Origin of the sequence: Campylobacter lari (genome assembly GCF_001017575.1) — a bacterium.
Lineage (GTDB): Bacteria > Campylobacterota > Campylobacteria > Campylobacterales > Campylobacteraceae > Campylobacter_D > Campylobacter_D lari_C.
This window is the reverse complement of sequence record NZ_CP011372.1, coordinates 1,163,804-1,182,313: the sequence shown is the minus strand read 5'-3', so window position 1 is coordinate 1,182,313 and position 18,510 is coordinate 1,163,804. Positions and strand designations below refer to the sequence as shown.

Below are 18,510 nucleotides of genomic sequence, written 5' to 3'. Positions count from 1 at the left end.
TTTAATTTTAAAATTAAGGAAAATATATGGCTTCTTATGGAATGGGAGATTTAAAAAAAGGTTTAAAAATAGAAATTGATGGTATTCCTTTTAAAATCGTAGAATATCAACACGTAAAACCAGGAAAAGGTCCTGCTTTTGTACGTATTAAAATTAAATCTTTTATCGATGGTAAGGTTTTAGAAAAAACTTTCCATGCAGGAGATAAATGCGAATCTCCAAATTTAGAAGAAAAACAAATGCAATATCTATATGATGATGGTGAAAATTGTCAATTTATGGATACTCAAACTTATGAGCAAGTTGCAATTAGTGATGAAGATGTGGGTGAAGCTAAAAAATGGATGCTTGATGGAACCATGGTGGATGTTTTATTTCACAATGGAAAAGCAATCGGTGTGGAAGTACCTCAAGTAATGGAGCTTAAAATTATCGAAACAGCACCAAATTTCAAAGGTGACACTCAAGGTTCAAACAAAAAACCAGCTACTTTAGAAACAGGTGCAGTAGTACAAATTCCTTTCCATGTGTTAGAAGGGGAAGTAATCCGTGTTGATACTGTGCGTGGAGAATATATAGAAAGAGCAAATAAATAATCCCTTATTAAGGGATTATAAAGTTCTTAATTTATTAATCTCATCTCTAAGCATTGCCGCTTTTTCAAATTCAAGATTTTTAGCTGCTTCTAACATTTGTTTTCTTAATTCTTTTACTATTTTAGCACGTTCTTTTGCAGGCATTTTTTCAAGTTCTTTGCCTTTGCGATAAATTTCTCCTTGCTCAAGTTCATGTTTTAAACTTTCTTCTATGTTTCTTTTTGCTGATGTTGGTGTGATGTTGTGTTTTTTATTATAAGCTTCTTGTAAAGTCCTTCTTTCATTGGTAGTATCGATAGCTTCTTGCATAGATTTTGTGATTTTTTTGGCAAAAAGTAAAACTTTTCCATTGACATTTCTAGCAGCACGTCCCATCGTTTGAATGAGTGCAGTGGTGCTTCTTAAAAAGCCTTCTTTATCTGCATCCATAATGGCTATAAGAGAAACTTCAGGCAAGTCAAGTCCTTCTCTTAAAAGATTAATTCCGATTAAAATATCAAAAGCACCACTTCTTAAACCACGGATGATTTCATTACGCTCTATTGCGTCAATTTCTGAATGCATGTATTTTACTTTTAAGCCAAGTTCTAAGTAGTATTTACTAAGCTCTTCAGCCATTTTTTTAGTTAAAACGGTTATTAAAACTCTTTCATTGCGTTCTATAACTTTTTTAGCTTCATCGTATAAAATTTCTACTTGATTTTCACTATCTTTGATTTCTATTTTAGGATCTAAAAGCCCTGTTGGACGCATGATTTGATAAAAAATATTTTCTTTGCTTAATTCTAGTTCTAAAGGCGCAGGTGTAGCTGAAACAAATAAAAATTTACAATTTTTATTAATAAATTCATCAAACATCAAAGGTCTATTATCTAAGGCGCTTGGCAAGCGAAAACCATAATCAACCAAAGTTTGCTTTCTACTTCTATCCCCTGCAAACATCCCACGAAATTGTGGTAAAGATACATGGGATTCATCTACAATGACTAAAAAGTCTTGGTTTTTAATGGCAAAATAATCAAAAAGAGTATAAGGTGTATCACCGCTTTTAAGTCCTGTTAAATGCAAAGCGTAATTTTCAACTCCTTTACACATGCCAGTGCTTTGAAGCATTTCAAGGTCAAATTCTACTCTTTGTTTTAGCCTTTGTGCTTCTACGAGTTTATTTTCATTTTCAAAATAAGCAAGGCGTTCGTTTAATTCAGCTTTTATGCCTTTTATAGCCTCTTTAAGCCTAGCCTCACCTACACTAAATTGACTGGTTGGGTAAAGTATAAATTTTTTTAAATCTTTACCTTTTTTATTTTCTAAGACATTATAATGATACATCGCCTCAAGCTCATCGCCAAAAAACTCAAGTCTAATAGCTTCATCCTCATAATAAGCTGGATATATATCTACTATATCTCCATTTACTCTAAAATCAGCTCTATCAAAGAAATTATCATTGCGTTTATAACCCATATCTACAAGTTTTTTTAAAAGTTCTTTTTGTGAAATTTGCATATTTAGTTCTAAAATTAAAACCATACCTACATACTCACTTGGATTTCCTAAACCATAATTTGCCGAAACACTAGCTATACAAATAACATCATCATAACTTAAAAGCGAAGCACTTGCACTTAGTCTTAATCTTTCTAAATCTTCATTAGTGGAACTATCTTTTTCTATAAACACATCCGTTCTTGGTATATAAGCTTCTGGCTGATAATAATCATAATAGCTTATAAAATACTCCACATGATTATTTGCAAAAAAGCCTTTAAATTCACTATAAAGTTGCGCGCATAAGCTTTTATTGTGACTCATGATAAGAGTGGGCATGTTTAAGTTTTTAATGATATTTGCCATAGTGAAAGTTTTTCCACTGCCTGTAACACCTAGCAAGGTTTGGTATTTATTACCTGCTTTAATGCTTTTTACTATACCATCAATGGCTTGTTTTTGATCAGGACTTGGCTTAAAATCACTAGTAAGTTCAAACATAAATTTTCCTAACTTGTATTTTTGCTAATTTTACACAAAATTTTTTGTAAAAATTTAAATTTTAAAACAAAAAGCTATGCAAAATTAAATTTTTTTTTGTTACAATTATGTGTTTAAAATACTCTAAATATAAAATCAATAAAGGCAAGAAAATATGTATGATGAAAGAATAATCAACACAATGACAGATAAAGTAAATGAGCTTTTGGCTAAATATAATGAAGTATGTGAAATCAATGAAAATTTAAGAAATGAATTAGTAAGTGTAAAAGCACAAAATGAAGCTAAAAACAATCAAATTGCACGCTTAGAAGAAGAGCTTAAAAATAAAAATATTGAAAGCGAAGATGTGATCAAAAAAATAGAGGCAGTTCTTGGCAAACAATAACCAAAGAAAAGTTACAATTAATGTCTATGCAAAAGACTTTGTTGTAACATGCAGTAATGAATTTGCAAATCATCTTGAAGATGAAATTGCTTTAATTTCTGGAGGCACAGGCAAGATAGAGCTTGCAAATTTCATTAATGCTTTTGTAAAACTTAGCTACGAAAACTATATCTTAAAAAAAGAACTCAATAAACTTATCAATACTATCGATGAAGAAATAAAATAAATGCAAACAAAAAAAGCTTTTGCTTTGATAGAGCTTGTTTTTTGTATGATGATTATTGCTATTCTTAGTGTAATTGCTTATCCGTATTTTTCTTTTGGAAAAAACGATGCTAAACTCATTCAGATAAAAAGTGAGGTAGAGCTTATCAATGCTTCTTTGTCTTTACTTAGAAATCAGTTTTTATTTAAAGAAAGTAAGGATTTTCCAGTAATTTTAGATGAAGCTTTAATAAATAGTGAAAACCAAAAATTATTTGTATGTTCTAGTTCTCAAAATCATAAAAATACAAAACAATGTACTTACAGCGTTTTAGAAAAACCAATCATTTCATCTAAAAAATCGTGGATGAAAATAGCAAATACTCAATATAGATTTTTTATAAATTCTAAAAATTACATAGATTTTTCTTATAATAGTGAAAAAGTTTTTTTAGAATGTGTGAGTTTAAATTGTAAGGATTATGGGTTTTGAATTTTTATCAACTTGCTATTAAAGGATATTATTTAGATACCTTAACTTATGAAAGTGAGGAAGAATTTGAAATTTTAGATGAGGTAGTAGTTGATCTTGCAAGAAAAAAAAATCTCAAAGCTATAATTTTGCAAAAATGCTCAAAGCCTGATTTTAAAACTCAAGCTATAAAAGAAAAAACAGGTTTTAAACTAACACAATACCAATATGAACTTGCTCAATTTATTGCTTATTATTATGCTAGTAAAATAGCTTTTGTTTTGGGTATGTTTGAAAGTATTAAAGAGTATAAAAATGAAAAAATTCATATAGAAAAAACACCTAGTTTAAGTAAAAATCAGCAAGAGGCTTTGGAATTTATAAAAACCAAACAAACTAGTTTGCTATTTGGTGATACAGGAAGTGGTAAAACTGAAATTTATATTAGCTTGATAAAAGAATATTTAGAGCAAGGAAAGCAAGTTTTACTTTTAATGCCAGAAATCGCTCTAACTCCACAAATGCAAAAAAGATTAAAAGTGTATTTTGACGAGCATTTTTTCTTGTGGCATTCTAAAATTACTAAGAAAAAAAAGCAAGAATGTTTGCAAGATTTAGCAAATTCAAAAGCTCTTTTAGTAGTGGGAGCTAGGTCAGCTTTGTTTTTACCTTTTGAGAATTTAGGTTTGATTATTATTGATGAGGAGCATGATAATTCTTATAAAGCTTCTAATAATCCAAAAATCAATGCAAGAGATTTGGCTTTATTTATAGCAAAAAAAATGCATATAAAAGTTCTTTTAGGTTCTGCTACTCCAAGTGTTGTAAGTTTTTATAAACATCCTTGTTTTAGACTTAAAGGAACTTTCTTTGAAAGCAAAAAGCAGTTTTTATACGATGAGAGTGAGCTTAGTGTTTCATCAAAATTGCTTTTAGAATTAAAAATTAGCTTGAGAAATAAAAAGCAAGCCGTGGTATTTTTACCTACAAGGGCAAATTTTAGACAAATTTTATGCAAAGAATGTGCTAATACCATTAAATGCCCTTTTTGTTCTATTGCTTTGAGTTTGCATAAAAATAAAAATGCATTAAAATGCCACTATTGTAATTTTACTAAAGAAATCGATCAAACCTGTCCAACTTGCAATGGAGTTATGCTTGAAGCTAAAAAAATGGGTACAGCAGAGCTTTGTGAGCTCTTAGAAAAAGAATTAGCTGAGTTTAATCCTATCATAAAAAGATTTGATAGTGATGAGATTAGCAGTGTAAAAAAGCTTGATATGATTTTAAAAGATTTTAACCAAGAGAAAATTGATATTTTAGTAGGTACTTCCATGCTTGCTAAAGGACATGATTATCATAATGTGGATTTGAGTGTGATTTTGGGGCTTGATGAGTATTTATTTAGACCTAATTTTAAAGCTTTGGAAGAGACTTTGGCTCTTGCTATGCAAGTAGCAGGTCGTGCAGGTCGAAAGGGTGAGGGTAGGGTGCTTTTGCAAACTAAGAATAGATCTTTTTTTGAAAAATATATACAAGATTATGATAGTTTTTTAAAAGATGAATTAAATGCTAGAAGCGGGCTTTACCCTCCATTTAAAAGACTTTTAAGGCTAATTATTGAAGATGAGGATAAAAACAAAGCTTTAAATTTGTGTGAATTTATAGCTAATAAAGTTCAAGAATTAAAACAAGTGCAATTAGTAGGACATGGTGCTTGTGGTATTGAAATGCTAAATAAGAAATGGCGTTTTTATGTATTATTGCGTGCTAATACTCATCAAGAACTTGTAAAATTTGAGCATTTTGTTTTAGACTTTAAAAATATTACTTGTGATATAGATCCAGTTGATTTTAGTTGATTTTAATTTTTGCAAAGTCAAAAAAGTATACAATAAAACAAAAAAAGTGAGTTTACGATGGGATATCAAAGATACAAAACAAGACAAATAAAAGTAGGTGATGTTTTAATAGGTGGTGATGCTCCTATTTCGGTGCAATCTATGCTTTTTACCAAAACAAGAGATATTGAAGGTTGTTTAGAGCAGCTTAACAAGCTTTATTTTGCCGGTGCGAATATAGTGCGTTTAGCTTGTTTGGATATGGCAGATGCAAGAGCTTTAAAAGAAATCAAAGCAAAAAGTCCCTTGCCTTTAATAGTGGATATACATTTTAATCACAAGTTAGCAGTTTTTTGCGCTGAATTTATCGATGGGGTGAGAATTAATCCAGGAAATATAGGCTCAAAAGAAAATATCAAAGAAGTGGTGCAAGCTTGTAAACAAAGAAAAATTCCTATTAGAATAGGGGTAAATCATGGTTCTATAGAAAAGCAATTTAGCGATAAGTATGGTTATAATATAGAAGCTATGCTTGAGAGTGCTTTGTATAATATAAAATTACTAGAAGATTTAGACTTTTTTGACATTAAAATTTCTATGAAAACTTCAGATGTGCAAAATACTATAAAAGCTTATGAGGCTCTAAGACCACTTTGTGATTATCCGTTTCATTTAGGAGTTACTGAGGCAGGAACTAAATTTCATAGCACGGTTAAAAGCTCGATTGCTTTAGGAAGTTTACTTCTAAAAGGTATAGGCGATACGATGAGAGTTTCTATGACAGGAGAGCTTGAAGAAGAGATCAAAGTAGCAAGGGCTATTTTGCAAGATAGTGGAGTGCAAAAGAGTGGAGTAAATATCATCTCATGTCCAACTTGTGGAAGAATTCAAAGTGATTTGATTAAAGCGATTAAAATAGTAGAAGAAAAAACCAAACATATAAAAGAGCCGTTAAATATAAGTGTTATGGGTTGTGTTGTAAATGCTCTGGGTGAAGCTAAAGGTGCTGATGTGGCGATTGCTTTTGGAAAAAATCAAGGTTTAGTTATAAGACATGGTGAAGTGGTGGCAAAATTAAAAGAAGATGAGCTTGTAGATAGATTTTTACTTGAAGTAGAAGATGAGGTAAAACTTAGAGAAAAAGATTAATTTTTTTCTAAGTGAGTTTTTTGCATATTTTGTAATTTTTTAGAAATTTTTACTTTATAAATACTTGGATTTTGAAGTTTTTTTAGTTTAAAATCTAAACCATCAATACTTTTTTTATGATATTCTTGAATATTTTTCAAGTTAGGAAGCTCATAAACTAATTTTCCATCTTTAAAAATAAGCTCATGTAAATTTTTATATGTACAACCTTGATAATTTTTGATACTCTCATCATGTGTATATAAAATATCAAAACTTGCTTTATTGTTTTTATAATACCTTATAAGTTTTTTAAAATGCGGTAAGGTTGTTTTGCTTGAGCTTGCACTGATTTTTATTTTAGGGATGATTTGATTGTTTTTTTCTAATGCAACAAGCTTATAAACAGCTCCAAAAATAGGCGAACTTGCCGAAGTAATAAGCTTTTCTCCAATGCCAAAAGCATCGATTGGAGCTTTGTTTTTTAGTAATTTTTCTACGATAAACTCATCTAAAGCATTGCTAGCTATGATTTTACATTTTGTTAAGCTAGCAAGATCTAGTTTTTTTCTAATATATCTAGAGATCTTAAACAAATCTCCTGAGTCAATACGAATGGAATAATTTTGCATAGAATCTTGCGCATTTAATTCATTAAAAACTAAAATAGCATTTTCAATACCATTTTTATAATCATAAGTGTCAATCAAAAGACTTATATTATCTTTATAAATTTGACAATATGCTCTAAAAGCACTTAGCTCATCATCAAACATTTGTACCCAAGCATGAGACATGGTTCCGCTAATAGGAATGTCAAATTTTTTTCCAGCTAAAGTACAAGCACTTGCATGAAAACCACCTACAAAAGCAGCTCTAGCACCATTTAAAGCCGCACTTTCTCCATGGGCTCTACGAGAACCAAATTCTAAGAGTAGTTTTTCTTTTGCAATTTGAGCAATTCTGCTAGCTTTAGTGGTAATTAGACATTGATGATTTAGAGTTAAAAGTATGAAAGTTTCTAACAATAAAGCCTCTATTACAGGTGCTTTGATAATCATTAAAGGTGTATTAGCAAAAACACATTCACCTTCTTTAACGCTTAGTATATCTCCACTAAATTTTAAGGTTAAAAGGTAATTTAAAAAATCATCATCAAATTTGTGAGTATTTTTTAAAAAATCTATATCGCTTTGAGAGAAATAAAAATGGTTAATATGATTTATGATTTGCTCTAGTCCACAAAAAACAGCATAAGAAGCATTATCAGGAGCTTTTCTAAAAAAAACTTCAAAATAAACAATTTGCTTATGCATATTTTGCTTAAAATATGCATAAGCCATACTTAGTTCGTAAAAATCACATAATAATGAAGAATTCATATAAGGATTTTTACTAAAAAATTAATCCATCTGGCGACGCAAGAAAGCAGGAACATCAAGCTGAGAAATCACTTCTTCATCAAATCCACCACTAGCTTTGCGCAAATTCATATAACTATTTTTTTTACTTTCTTCTTGTTCTTTGGCATTTTCTATTTCAGCTTTATCTTCAAAACCTGTAGCAATGATAGTTACTTCAACACGATCACCCATACTCTCATCAGTAGTTGCACCAAAGATTACTTTTGCATTTTCATCTGCTATATCGCTAATGCTTTGAGTAGCTTGTGAAATTTCTATCAATGAGCATTCAGGACCAATTTTATAATGGATAATTACGCCTTTAACGCCTTTCATAGTCATACCATCTAATAATGGAGATTCTATAGCACTTGATAATGCGTCCATGATAGCATTTTCGCCTTCTCCATGACCCACGCCCATTAAAGCTAAACCTCTATGGCTCATAACGGTTCTAACATCAGCAAAGTCAACATTAATATCGCCATCTTCTAAAAGGATAGACACCATACCTCTAACAGCTCTAGCTAAGATATCATCTACTAGTTTGAATGCTTCTTTTATACCTGCCTTTTTTGGAAGTATGCTAAGAAGTTTTTCATTTTGGATTACAATGATAGAATCACTTTCTTTTTTTAATTCAGCCAAGCCAGCTTCTGCTAATTTTTTTCTTTGTTTTCCCTCAAATGCAAAAGGCATAGTTACAACTGAAACGGTTAATGCACCTACTTCTTTAGCAGCTTGTGCTACAACAGGAGCCGCACCTGTACCAGTTCCACCACCAAGTCCTGCTGAAATAAATACTATATCGCTTTGACTTAAAGCAGCTTTTACTTCTTCGAAACTTTCTCTTGCGCTTTCTGCTCCAATTTCTGGTTGCATTCCAGCACCTAAACCTTTGGTTTTTTTCTCACCTAGTTGAATTCTAGTTTTTGCTAAAGATTTAGCTATGGCTTGCGCATCAGTATTTGCTGAAATAAGATCAAGATCATGCAAGCCCATATTTACCATATGATCTATCATATTACCGCCACCACCACCGCAGCCTATAACTTTTATTTTTGCGCCTTTTGCGTGTTGCATTTCTTCTACTAGATATTCGCTCATTGTATCTCCTATTAGAACTGGTTTATTAGTTTATTCCAAAATTTATGCATAAAGCCTGATTTTTTATCTTTTTTGGTTTCAACTTTTGTTAATTCTGTTTTTTTCTCTTCAAAGTCTTTTTGATCTTGGAAAATTTCTTCAAAATCTTTATTTTCTTCTTCGTGCTCTTCTATGGTGAGATTTTGTTTTATCTGTTTATTGATAAATTCAGGTTCTCCTTTATATCTTAGTTTCTCATTAGAGTCTAATTCATAAGGAGTAAAATGTCCACCACCATATAAGCAAAGACCTATAGCACAGCTATTTTCTGCATCTTCAAAAATTTCTTTAAAGCCATCCATAGTATCTTTTTTTGCGGTCGCTATTCTAACAGCTTTATTATCAAAATAAGCTGAAGCAAGTTTGTCAAGTCCTGCAAATTTTGTCATTCCACCTGTTAATACTATACCTGCTCCTGCTTGATTTGCACAAGCATTATCACTTAGCATTTTAGCTAAAATAATAATAGTTTCTTCAATTCTTGCATAAATTACATTAGATATAACTTCTACTGAAACTTCATTTTTTCTTTTTTCATCACCCATATATGGTATTTGTATGATAGAATTTTCATTTTGTGCTAAAGAAGCGTAGTTTAGTTTTAATTTTTCTGCTTCTTTTGGTGGAGTATGTAAAGCTATAGATAAGTCATTAGTGATATTTACCGAGCCAATTTGTAGGCATTCATTATAGCGTATAGAATTACCCGCATGAATGACCATATCACAAACTGCTCCACCCATATCGATTAAAATAGCACCCAATTCTTTTTCACTATCATCAAAACATGCAATAGAAGAAGCATAGCCTGAAAGAACGATGTTATCTACTCTAAGATCAGCAAGCTCAACTGCTTTTTTTAGATTTTTAATATGCACTTCTTGCGAGATTACAATATGTGTTGAAACTTCAAGGCGATTTCCGCTCATTCCTAAAGGATCTTCTACATGTTCAAGATCATTTACTTTAAAATTATAAGGTAATACATGAATGATTTCATATCCACTAGGTATATTTGCAGTATGTTTTGCTGTGCTTACTGCTCTGTGAATTTCTTTAATACCTATTTCATGATTTGGTATATTAACTACACCTATGCTATCTACGCTTTTTGCATAAGCACCTGAAATAGATACAATTACCTTATCATAATGCACGCCTGACATCATTTGTGCATCAGCTACTGCCTCTTCTATAGATTTTGAGGCAAGTTCTATATTGGTAATTGCTCCTTTTTTTATACCATTTGATTTTGATTTTCCAAAACCAATGATTTTGAGTCCTTCTTCGCTTTTTTGTGCTAAAATAGCACAAGTTTGTATTGAGCCTAAATCAATTCCTAAAATATTCAATTTGTATTTCCTTTATAATAGCGTTGAATTGGATATAATTCTATAAGTTTTTTTAATAATTCTTCCTTAAGTAAAGCTTGCTTGGTTTGCTTAGCGCTTTGCTCTATGATAAATTTATAAATTTCTTCTTTATTTTTATTTTCTAAAGTTTGCTTTGTGATTTCATAAACAATCGCTTTATCATCAAATAATACATAAGATTTAGCTTTGTTTGAGTCAAATACGTGCATTAAAAACTCGCTAAATTCGGTATCATTCATCATATCACCTACTTTTGTATTTTTAGCTGAATCGCGACTATAAGTTCCTATGTCTATGCCTTGAAAATTATCTAGGGCAAGTTTTGCTTTTTCTTCCAATAAGGCTTTGGTTTTTTCTTTGAGATAAAGTTTACTTACCTCGTTTTTAGCTTGCTCAAAAGTCATAGTTTGTATAGGATTTATTTTTATAACTTTTGCAACCATATAACCATTTTCAAATTTAAAAGGCTTAATAAAATCATTTTCTTTAGCTTTTTGTATATTTTCCAAAGGATAATAAATATCAGCATCGCTGATTGTGATATTTTTATCAAAACTAAGCTCATTTTTTCTTAAAGCTACATAGCTTTCATTGGCTTTAAGTTTAAGTTTAGAAAGTTTTAAGTCTTTGATAACTTTATCTTTGCTTTGTTCTAAGCTTAGAATTTTCCCCGCAAAATCTTTATAATCATTTTTATTTTCTTCGTAGTAAGCTTGGATTTCTTTGTCATCAACTTTGATTATATCAGGGTTTAAAAAATAAGTTGCAAGTTCGTAGCTTTTTTGTGTTTTATAAAGTTCTTTATTTTTCTCCCAAGTTTGTTTTAGTTCTTTTTCATCAATTGTTATATTTTTGTTATCAAGTTTTATAGCTTGGACTTTTAAACTATCTTGCATTAAAAAACTTGCACCAAACATATCAAGTTCATTTGGTTTGATTTGTAAATTTAAAATAGCATTGATTTTTTTAAGTAATAACTCATCATGAATGATTTTTTCATAAGTTTTTGGTGCATAGTTGTTTCTTGCAAGCAGATTGTAGTATAAATTTTTGTCAAAAACACCTGAAGTATTATGAAAGATTTTTTGATGTGCTAAATCATAAGCAATTTCTTCCTCGCTTACATTCAAACCTAAGGTTTTAGCATAAGAAAGTAATAGTTTTTCTTGTATAAGTTCATTGATAGCTTGGGTGTCTAAGCCATCTTTTTGTGCCTGTTCTTGTGTGTAATTACCATTGTTTAGCTGAGAATAATAGCCAAATAGTTGAGAGTATTTAAGATTAAACTCATCATAGCTTATTTTTTCATCGCCTACTTTTGCAACAGAATTTGATCTGTCGGTGTTAAAATCATAACTCCCCCAACCAACAAAACCTGCTCCAACAAAAGCAATAACACTAATCCAAATAGTTACAACTAAATATTTTTTATGATGCTGCATCCAAGTGAGCATTTTAACCCCAATCCATAATTAAATAAATTAAACCATAAATTATAGATAATTTGTGATTAATAAAAAATTAATTTTAAAAGATTATGATAAATTTGTTTCAGCTAAATGGATGATTTTGCAAGAATTTTCAATTAAATCTATAATTTTGCCTAATTCATAACTTGTTCTACCATAAGCAAAGATGCCATAACCTTTTACAACAACAAAATTTTGTTTTTGCTCTAGCATAGAGCGATAAATTTCAGTTTGTGATCTATCTTCCCAGTCTTCATAACTTTTGGGATTATAAACTCGAATTTCTTCTAAAAAAATTTCACCAAAATAATCTTGAGGTGTTATAAAATCATGATTTAAACTCATGGATAAGGTATAAGCTGGGCAAGCAAAACATATAAATTTAGCTTCAGGTATGTTTTCATATATACTTTTATGGATTTCAGAATCGCTACTAGCTTCATCCCAGCTATAATCTTTTGCAAATTTTAAAATACTTAGATTTTTTTCATCTAGTTGATTTAAAAACGCATTATTTTTATTGATAATAAATGATCCTTGAGATAATTTAGCTGAAACAGAGCCGTGACAAATTCCAAAAAAATTTTTTTTAAACATTGAAGTAGAAAGTATTTTAATTTGAGAAATGATATTTTCTTTATTCATCAAAAACCTTGTTTTAAACTTAACTAAGATATTATACTAAAAAATATTTTAAAGGTTTATTTTGCAAAGTCCACATATTCCTGTTTTATTGCAAGAAGTTTTAGATGCTTTTGATGATTTTGATGGTGGAGATTTTTTAGATTGTACTTTGGGTTATGGAGGACATTCTAAAGCATTATTACAAGCCCATGAGAAACTAAGATTAATTGCTTGTGATAAAGATTTAGAAGCTTTAAATTTTTCTAAAGATTTTTTAAAAAATTTTCAAGATAGGGTAAGTTTTAACCATATAGGTTTTAAAGATATTTTAACTCAAATTTCAACGCAAAACTTAAGAGGAATTTTAGCTGATATTGGTGTATCTTCTTTGCAACTTGATAAAAATGATAGAGGTTTTTCACTAAATTCTGATTTTTTAGATATGAGAATGGATCAAAATAATCCTTTAAGCGCTAAAGAAGTAGTTAATTTTTACAGCAAGGAAGCTTTGGAGCAAATTTTTAAAGACTATGGAGATTTAACACCGGTTGCTTCAATGCTTGCTCAAAAAATTATCAATGCAAGAAGTCAAAAAGAGATTGTAAGTGCAAAAGAATTAAGCCAAATTATAGGAAATGCTAAGTTAAAAGGACGCAATGTATCTTTAGCTTTGCTTGTGTTTCAGGCTTTACGCATAGAAGTAAATAATGAACTTGGTGAGTTAAAATCCTTACTTGAAAATATAGAAAAAGCAAAATTAAAAGATTGTAAATTAGCTATTATTAGCTTTCATTCTTTGGAAGATAGGATAGTAAAAAATACTTTTAAAAGATGGGAAAAAGACTGTATTTGTGATGAAAGAGCTATAAAATGTGAATGTGGCAAAGGACATAGTCTTGGGAAAATTTTAAGTAAAAAAGCTATAAGTGCCTCCAAAGAAGAAATAAGCTATAATAGCAGATCAAGTTGTGCAAAAATGAGAATTTTTTATTTTAGGTAAATAATGGTTGAAGATGATTTTTTAAAAGAAAAACAAAATATACGTGAAAAAATGTTGAAATATTCTAGGGCTATTAAAGAAGGTAGGCCTTATGAAGAATATGAGCAAAATTTCAATGAAAGTGATCGTATATTAAAAAATAGAATACAACGTAAAAAAAGACCTAAATTTACAGATTTTGATGAAGAATATGAAGAAAAACCTAAAAAACAATCCGCTATTTATTTAAAAGAAGATTTGATTAATGTTAAATTAGAAGAAAAAAAACCTTTTAAATTACAACTTAATTTTTTCAAAAAACAAAAAGAAAAATTTGATAAAAAAAATATTGCAAATTCTAAAGCAATTAATAATAAATCAATACAAGAAGTTAAAAAAATAGAAAAAAAGCAAGAAAATAAAGATTCTATTCAAATATCTAAAATTCTTACTCAAAGTAATGTCTTTGTCGCTTCAAAATTTCAAGATTTAAAAGAAAAAAGAAAAGAAAAGGCCAAGCTCAAGCAAGAATTAAAAGAGCAAAAAAAAATCGAACAAGAAAAAATAAAAAAAGCTCAAGAAGAATTAAAAGAAAAAGAAAAATTAGCCAAACAAGAGCAAAAAATTTTAGAAGAAAAAGTAAGACTTGAAGAAAACCAAGAATATAATCAAGAAGATAAATACGAGCTTTTAGACAGTATAGTAAGCGAGGAAAATAAAAATTTAAGTCCTAAAAATTTATTATACGCAGGTTTAATGATAGCATTTGCTTTGTTGATATTTTTCCCACAAATTTATATTAGAAATCAAATTTATTATGTAAGTAGAGATATAGCAGATTTAAGATCGCAAGAACTTGTTTTAGATGAAGAAAACAAAGAACTTAAAAGACAGCTTGAAGCACTGTATTTTCAAAATCAGGTTTTAGACTTTTTAGATTAATCTTGTGTTTGAATGATTTTTTCTAAAACATATTGCTCAAGTTGATTTTTTGGGATTTCTTCTTTGATAGCTTGATTGTAGATATTTTCTGCTATTTTTGAGTATTTTTCATAAGCAAAATATGGAAAATGTAAAGCCCAAGCTTTTTTTAGCAATCTTTTACTAATAATTTTTCTAGTATAAATTTTAAAAATATCATAGCCAATAAAAACACAAGCAGTGACAAAAATAGCACTTAAAATACTAATATGAAAATCAATAATTGTTAAAAAATAATGACTAATGATAAGCATAGGAACTAAAATAGCTATACAAAAAAATGCATAAATAAGATAAGAATTAAACACCTTAAATTTAAAATTTAATTTTGCAGGATCTATCATCATGCCCTCATTAAGCAAGGCATTTGCTTCTAGTAAATCCTTTAAATTAACAGGTTGATTTGAAACTTTAAAAATAAAGTTTAAGATAAATTCTTGTATTTTCATTTTTTACCCAGTTAGTTTGTGATTTTTGTGATTTTAACATTTTTGTTTTTAAATAAACTAAAATTTTAAGTCTTGTAAATGAAATCTTGTGATAAAATTTATGTTATTTTAATATCAAAACGGAAGAAAAATGGCAGATTCTAGATTTATGATGAATGTAAAAGGTATAGCTAAAAGTTTCATACCTAGAAAAATTTATCAAAATCAATTACAAAATATTTTAAAAGAAATTTTAAAATCAAAAAATATAGATAATATTATTACTCGCTTAAATTATTACAATCTACAAAATGATTTTTTTGATATAAAAAATTTTCAAAATTATGAAAAAATAGGAAAATTTCCTTTTAAAAAAACTTCCTATGCTTATGATGCTTATGCAATTAGTAAATATTTTAATGATGATTTTTTGTGGATTAAAGGTTTTGGGGATATTAGTTATAATCTTAAATATCCAAGTATAGCTAAATCAAGACCAGTTAAAAATGGTTTTAATAACATCATTTTAAAATTAGATAAAAACAGACATTTTGATTTTATACAAGATAAAAATCAATTTGAAGATAAGAAAGACTTGCTTTTTTTTAGAGGTGCGATTTATCAGCCTCATCGTATTAAATTTTTTGAAAAGTATTTTGATAATCCTCGTTGTGATATTGCTCATGTTGGTGGTAGAAAAATTCAAGCCGAAAAATGGATTAAGAATTTAAATTTTAAAATTAGTAGAGTCCATCAAACTCAGTTTAAATTTTTACTTTCACTAGAAGGTAATGATGTAGCAAGTAACTTAAAGTGGGCAATGAAAACAAATTCGTTAGTTTTAGCTCCAAAAATGCGCTATGAAACTTGGTTTATGGAAGGAAAATTAGTTCCAAATGAGCATTTTGCTTTGATTGATGATGATTATGAAAATGTAGAAGCTTTACTTGATTATTATTTAGCTAATCCATATAAAGCAAAAGAAATCATACAAAATGCCCATGCTTACATAGAGCAATTTTTGGATGAAAAGATAGAATTTTATATAGGAATTTTAGTTTTAGCTAAGTATTTTTATTATTCTAATCAGCTTGATTTGCCAAAAGATATTGTTGATTTATTTGATTAAAAGGAGGGTTTATGCAAGAAATGGAAATAGTATTTTTAAATGATGAGTTTGTAAAAGCTAGTGAAGCTAAAGTGAGTGTTTTTGATAGAGGTTTTATCTTTGGGGATGGAATTTATGAAGTAGTTCCTGTGGTAAATGCAAAAATAGCTGATAAGGAAGAATTTTGGGAGCGTTTTGAGCGCAGTTTGGCTCAAATTGAATTACAAATTCCTTATACAAAAGAAGAATTTGAAAATATTTTAGAGCAATTAATCATTAAAAACTCTCTTAAAGAAGGTGGACTTTACATGCAAGTTACTAGAGGGGTTGCTAGTAGAAATTTTGCTCTTTTAAAGGGGTTAAAACCTACTATTATGGCTTTTGCTTTTGAATGCAAGGTGATTGAGCATGAGCATGCTAAAAACGGAGTGAGTGTTATTTCAACAGCTGATTTAAGATGGAAAAGAAGGGATATAAAATCAATTTCTTTATTAGCTCAATGTCTTGCAAAAGAGGAAGCTGTAAAAGCTAAGGTTTTTGAAGCTTTTATGGTGGAAAATGCTTTAGTAACGGAAGCTTCTAGTAGTTCAGCTTTTATTATAAAAGATAAAACTTTAATCACTAAGCCATTTTCTAATGAAATTTTACCAGGAATTCGCCGTAAAAATATCTTGAAATTTGCAAAAGAACTTGATCTTAAAGTAGATCAAAGAGCTTTTAGTATGAAAGAAGTATATGAAGCTGATGAGGTCTTTATTTCTGCAGCTACTTTTTTGATTTTGGGTGTTATAAAAGCAGATAGCAAGGTAATTAATGATGGTAAAGTAGGTTTTTATACTCAAAAGTTAAGAGAAAAATATGTAGAAAAAATACAAAAAGAGGTTTTTTAATCAAAACCTGCATTTGTAAATTCTTTAGGATTATCAAGAGCGTAGCGGAATTTTTCCCAGTCTATTTGTTTATCCCAAATAGCTACGATTAAAGCTGCTACGCTATTACCGCATAAATTTCCTACCGCACGAATTTCAGACATAAATTTATCCACACCCAAAAGTATAGAAATAGCAGCCACAGGTAAAACCTCTCCCAAGCTTGCTCCTAAGCCATTGTTAGCTTCTGCTATATGCATATTAGATAAAGCTGCCAGCGTACTTCCTAGTATGATAAAACCTGAACCAGTTACACCAACAGCACCTTTTGAAGCTATCATTAGTACGATTAAAATGCTAATTTCATGCATCAAAGAAAGTTCTACATTAAAAGCTTGTGCAAGAAAAATCAAACTCATAGCTAAATAAATATTAGTACAATCAAGATTGAAACTATACCCAGTCGGTAATACTAAACCCACGGTGGCCTTTGAAATTCCTGCTTTTTCAAGTTTTCTCATAAGTGGAGCTAGTGCTGATTCACTAGAGCTTGTGGCAAAAACTATCAAAACTTCTCTTGAAATAAAACGCATAAATTTAAAAATATTAACTTTAGCAATAAAACAAATAAGTCCTAAAACTCCAAAGATAAAAAGCAAAGAAGCAAATAGCATAACAACAAGCAAATATCCTAAATTTAATAAAGAATCAAGCCCATATTTTGCCACTAAAAATGCCATCGCAGAAAAAGCAGCAATAGGAGAAAAATACATAATAATTTCTAGAATTTTAAAAACAAAGCTTTGCATTATTTCTAAGGTTTTTTGTATAGCTTTTCTCTCATCAACCCTCATAAGTGAAACAATAAAAGCACAAGCTAGAGCTATAACTAAAATTTGCAAGGTTTTTCCTTCGCTAAAAGCAGCGATGATGTCAGTAGGTATAGCATCTTTTAAAATATGCAAAATCTCATTTTGCGCGCTTATTTCTATGTTTTTATTAACAAATTGAGCTACGCTATCTTTATCTAAGGTGCTTGGATCAAGATTCATTCCTTTTCCAGGTCCCATAATATTTGCCATAAAAATACCAATAGCTAAAGCAAAAGTACTCACTACTTCAAAGTATAATAAAGCTTTAGCACCTATACTTCCAACTTGCTTTAAACTCTCAAGACTAACAACTCCTAAAACAATGGTTAAAAATATAATAGGCCCTATGAGAATTTTTAAAGCTTGTATAAAATAATCTACCCCGATTTTACTAGCTAATGCAAGTTCTTTATCTAATAAGCCAAGGCTAATGCCAGCTATTATTCCTATAATTACCCAAAAACCTAAATTTTTTAACATTTTTTTGATTTTACTTGGTTTTTTATGGGTAATTACTATCATAAAAACTCCTTTATAATTTAAAAACGACACATACTAGCAAAGAAAAACTTATTTTTATAACTAAAATAAATAAAAAATAAACAATAATCCTAAAAATAAGAATTTTTTAGCTTATTTT

General features: G+C 29.3%; 18 protein-coding genes. 10 read left to right on the top strand and 8 right to left on the bottom strand.

The features are described 5' to 3' along the window. Positions 1-26 precede the first annotated feature (26 nt). A complete protein-coding gene (gene efp / locus CD56_RS06150; RefSeq protein ID WP_039618934.1) occupies positions 27-596 on the top strand; it encodes an elongation factor P in 570 nt (189 codons plus the stop codon). Positions 597-611: 15 nt separating this feature from the next. Here efp and uvrB read toward each other — a convergent pair whose 3' ends face one another. After that, positions 612-2,585, bottom strand: coding sequence for an excinuclease ABC subunit UvrB (gene uvrB, locus CD56_RS06145; RefSeq protein WP_047208513.1), 1,974 nt, complete (start codon positions 2,583-2,585; stop codon positions 612-614). 154 nt (positions 2,586-2,739) lie between these two features. Here uvrB and CD56_RS06140 point away from each other — a divergent pair, with 154 nt between their 5' ends. From CD56_RS06140 to ispG, 5 genes are read left to right on the top strand one after another with little or no spacing between them, the layout of a single operon-like run. Continuing rightward, entirely contained in the window at positions 2,740-2,973 is a 234-nt protein-coding gene (locus CD56_RS06140) for a hypothetical protein (RefSeq protein WP_012661890.1), read from the top strand. Then, positions 2,960-3,199, top strand: coding sequence for a hypothetical protein (locus CD56_RS06135; protein WP_012661889.1), 240 nt, complete (start codon positions 2,960-2,962; stop codon positions 3,197-3,199). The genes CD56_RS06140 and CD56_RS06135 overlap by 14 nt, the downstream gene beginning before the upstream one ends. After that, complete coding sequence (locus CD56_RS06130) at positions 3,200-3,670, top strand: type II secretion system protein (RefSeq protein ID WP_047208512.1); 471 nt, start codon at positions 3,200-3,202, stop codon at positions 3,668-3,670. It begins immediately after the preceding gene. Next, positions 3,667-5,511: a primosomal protein N' gene (locus CD56_RS06125; RefSeq protein ID WP_047208511.1), complete on the top strand. Its 1,845-nt coding sequence runs from the start codon at positions 3,667-3,669 to the stop codon at positions 5,509-5,511. The genes CD56_RS06130 and CD56_RS06125 overlap by 4 nt, the downstream gene beginning before the upstream one ends. 57 nt (positions 5,512-5,568) lie before the next feature. Beyond that, complete coding sequence (ispG, locus tag CD56_RS06120) at positions 5,569-6,639, top strand: flavodoxin-dependent (E)-4-hydroxy-3-methylbut-2-enyl-diphosphate synthase (RefSeq protein WP_047208510.1); 1,071 nt, start codon at positions 5,569-5,571, stop codon at positions 6,637-6,639. Here ispG and CD56_RS06115 read toward each other — a convergent pair. The 5 genes from CD56_RS06115 to CD56_RS06095 form a co-directional block, all read right to left on the bottom strand. Then, on the bottom strand, positions 6,636-8,000 hold the full coding sequence (locus CD56_RS06115) for a nicotinate phosphoribosyltransferase (RefSeq protein ID WP_047208509.1): 1,365 nt from the start codon (positions 7,998-8,000) through the stop codon (positions 6,636-6,638). The two genes, ispG and CD56_RS06115, sit on opposite strands and share 4 nt — an antisense overlap. A 21-nt stretch (positions 8,001-8,021) precedes the next feature. Further along, positions 8,022-9,128 (bottom strand): cell division protein FtsZ, encoded by a 1,107-nt coding sequence (gene ftsZ / locus CD56_RS06110; RefSeq protein ID WP_039618922.1) that lies wholly within the window; start codon positions 9,126-9,128, stop codon positions 8,022-8,024. 11 nt (positions 9,129-9,139) lie between these two features. Beyond that, positions 9,140-10,519: a cell division protein FtsA gene (gene ftsA / locus CD56_RS06105; protein WP_047208508.1), complete on the bottom strand. Its 1,380-nt coding sequence runs from the start codon at positions 10,517-10,519 to the stop codon at positions 9,140-9,142. Continuing rightward, positions 10,516-11,994, bottom strand: coding sequence for a peptidylprolyl isomerase (locus CD56_RS06100; RefSeq protein ID WP_047208507.1), 1,479 nt, complete (start codon positions 11,992-11,994; stop codon positions 10,516-10,518). The genes ftsA and CD56_RS06100 overlap by 4 nt, the downstream gene beginning before the upstream one ends. Before the next feature lie 81 nt (positions 11,995-12,075). Continuing rightward, positions 12,076-12,654: a class II aldolase and adducin N-terminal domain-containing protein gene (locus tag CD56_RS06095; protein WP_039628741.1), complete on the bottom strand. Its 579-nt coding sequence runs from the start codon at positions 12,652-12,654 to the stop codon at positions 12,076-12,078. 61 nt (positions 12,655-12,715) lie between these two features. Between CD56_RS06095 and rsmH the strand changes: the two genes are divergently transcribed. Together rsmH and CD56_RS08290 are read left to right on the top strand one after the other, a co-directional pair. Next, a complete protein-coding gene (gene rsmH, locus CD56_RS06090; protein ID WP_047208506.1) occupies positions 12,716-13,633 on the top strand; it encodes a 16S rRNA (cytosine(1402)-N(4))-methyltransferase RsmH in 918 nt (305 codons plus the stop codon). A gap of 3 nt (positions 13,634-13,636) precedes the next feature. Continuing rightward, positions 13,637-14,554: a hypothetical protein gene (locus CD56_RS08290; RefSeq protein WP_047208505.1), complete on the top strand. Its 918-nt coding sequence runs from the start codon at positions 13,637-13,639 to the stop codon at positions 14,552-14,554. Here the strand turns inward: CD56_RS08290 and CD56_RS06080 are convergent. Further along, entirely contained in the window at positions 14,551-15,042 is a 492-nt protein-coding gene (locus tag CD56_RS06080; RefSeq protein ID WP_039628736.1) for a hypothetical protein, read from the bottom strand. The genes CD56_RS08290 and CD56_RS06080 overlap by 4 nt on opposite strands. A gap of 130 nt (positions 15,043-15,172) precedes the next feature. Between CD56_RS06080 and CD56_RS06075 the strand changes: the two genes are divergently transcribed. Both CD56_RS06075 and CD56_RS06070 read left to right on the top strand, forming a co-directional pair. Further along, on the top strand, positions 15,173-16,150 hold the full coding sequence (locus CD56_RS06075) for a glycosyl transferase family 90 (protein ID WP_047208504.1): 978 nt from the start codon (positions 15,173-15,175) through the stop codon (positions 16,148-16,150). An 11-nt stretch (positions 16,151-16,161) separates the two neighbouring features. After that, positions 16,162-17,019, top strand: coding sequence for a D-amino acid aminotransferase (locus CD56_RS06070; RefSeq protein WP_039628732.1), 858 nt, complete (start codon positions 16,162-16,164; stop codon positions 17,017-17,019). Here CD56_RS06070 and CD56_RS06065 read toward each other — a convergent pair. Next, complete coding sequence (locus CD56_RS06065; protein ID WP_047208503.1) at positions 17,016-18,392, bottom strand: cation:dicarboxylate symporter family transporter; 1,377 nt, start codon at positions 18,390-18,392, stop codon at positions 17,016-17,018. The two genes, CD56_RS06070 and CD56_RS06065, sit on opposite strands and share 4 nt — an antisense overlap. Positions 18,393-18,510 lie beyond the last annotated feature (118 nt).

What these genes read in the sequence shown, in the direction of transcription:
- ispG (WP_047208510.1), top strand. Translation starts at nt 5,569, where the DNA reads ATGGGATATCAAAGATACAAAACAAGACAAATAAAAGTAGGTGATGTT.
- CD56_RS06065 (WP_047208503.1), bottom strand. Translation starts at nt 18,392, where the DNA reads ATGATAGTAATTACCCATAAAAAACCAAGTAAAATCAAAAAAATGTTA.
- CD56_RS06140 (WP_012661890.1), top strand. Translation starts at nt 2,740, where the DNA reads ATGTATGATGAAAGAATAATCAACACAATGACAGATAAAGTAAATGAG.
- CD56_RS06080 (WP_039628736.1), bottom strand. Translation starts at nt 15,042, where the DNA reads ATGAAAATACAAGAATTTATCTTAAACTTTATTTTTAAAGTTTCAAAT.
- CD56_RS08290 (WP_047208505.1), top strand. Translation starts at nt 13,637, where the DNA reads ATGGTTGAAGATGATTTTTTAAAAGAAAAACAAAATATACGTGAAAAA.
- CD56_RS06100 (WP_047208507.1), bottom strand. Translation starts at nt 11,994, where the DNA reads ATGCTCACTTGGATGCAGCATCATAAAAAATATTTAGTTGTAACTATT.
- CD56_RS06095 (WP_039628741.1), bottom strand. Translation starts at nt 12,654, where the DNA reads ATGAATAAAGAAAATATCATTTCTCAAATTAAAATACTTTCTACTTCA.
- CD56_RS06070 (WP_039628732.1), top strand. Translation starts at nt 16,162, where the DNA reads ATGCAAGAAATGGAAATAGTATTTTTAAATGATGAGTTTGTAAAAGCT.
- ftsZ (WP_039618922.1), bottom strand. Translation starts at nt 9,128, where the DNA reads ATGAGCGAATATCTAGTAGAAGAAATGCAACACGCAAAAGGCGCAAAA.
- efp (WP_039618934.1), top strand. Translation starts at nt 27, where the DNA reads ATGGCTTCTTATGGAATGGGAGATTTAAAAAAAGGTTTAAAAATAGAA.
- CD56_RS06075 (WP_047208504.1), top strand. Translation starts at nt 15,173, where the DNA reads ATGGCAGATTCTAGATTTATGATGAATGTAAAAGGTATAGCTAAAAGT.
- CD56_RS06130 (WP_047208512.1), top strand. Translation starts at nt 3,200, where the DNA reads ATGCAAACAAAAAAAGCTTTTGCTTTGATAGAGCTTGTTTTTTGTATG.
- uvrB (WP_047208513.1), bottom strand. Translation starts at nt 2,585, where the DNA reads ATGTTTGAACTTACTAGTGATTTTAAGCCAAGTCCTGATCAAAAACAA.
- CD56_RS06115 (WP_047208509.1), bottom strand. Translation starts at nt 8,000, where the DNA reads ATGAATTCTTCATTATTATGTGATTTTTACGAACTAAGTATGGCTTAT.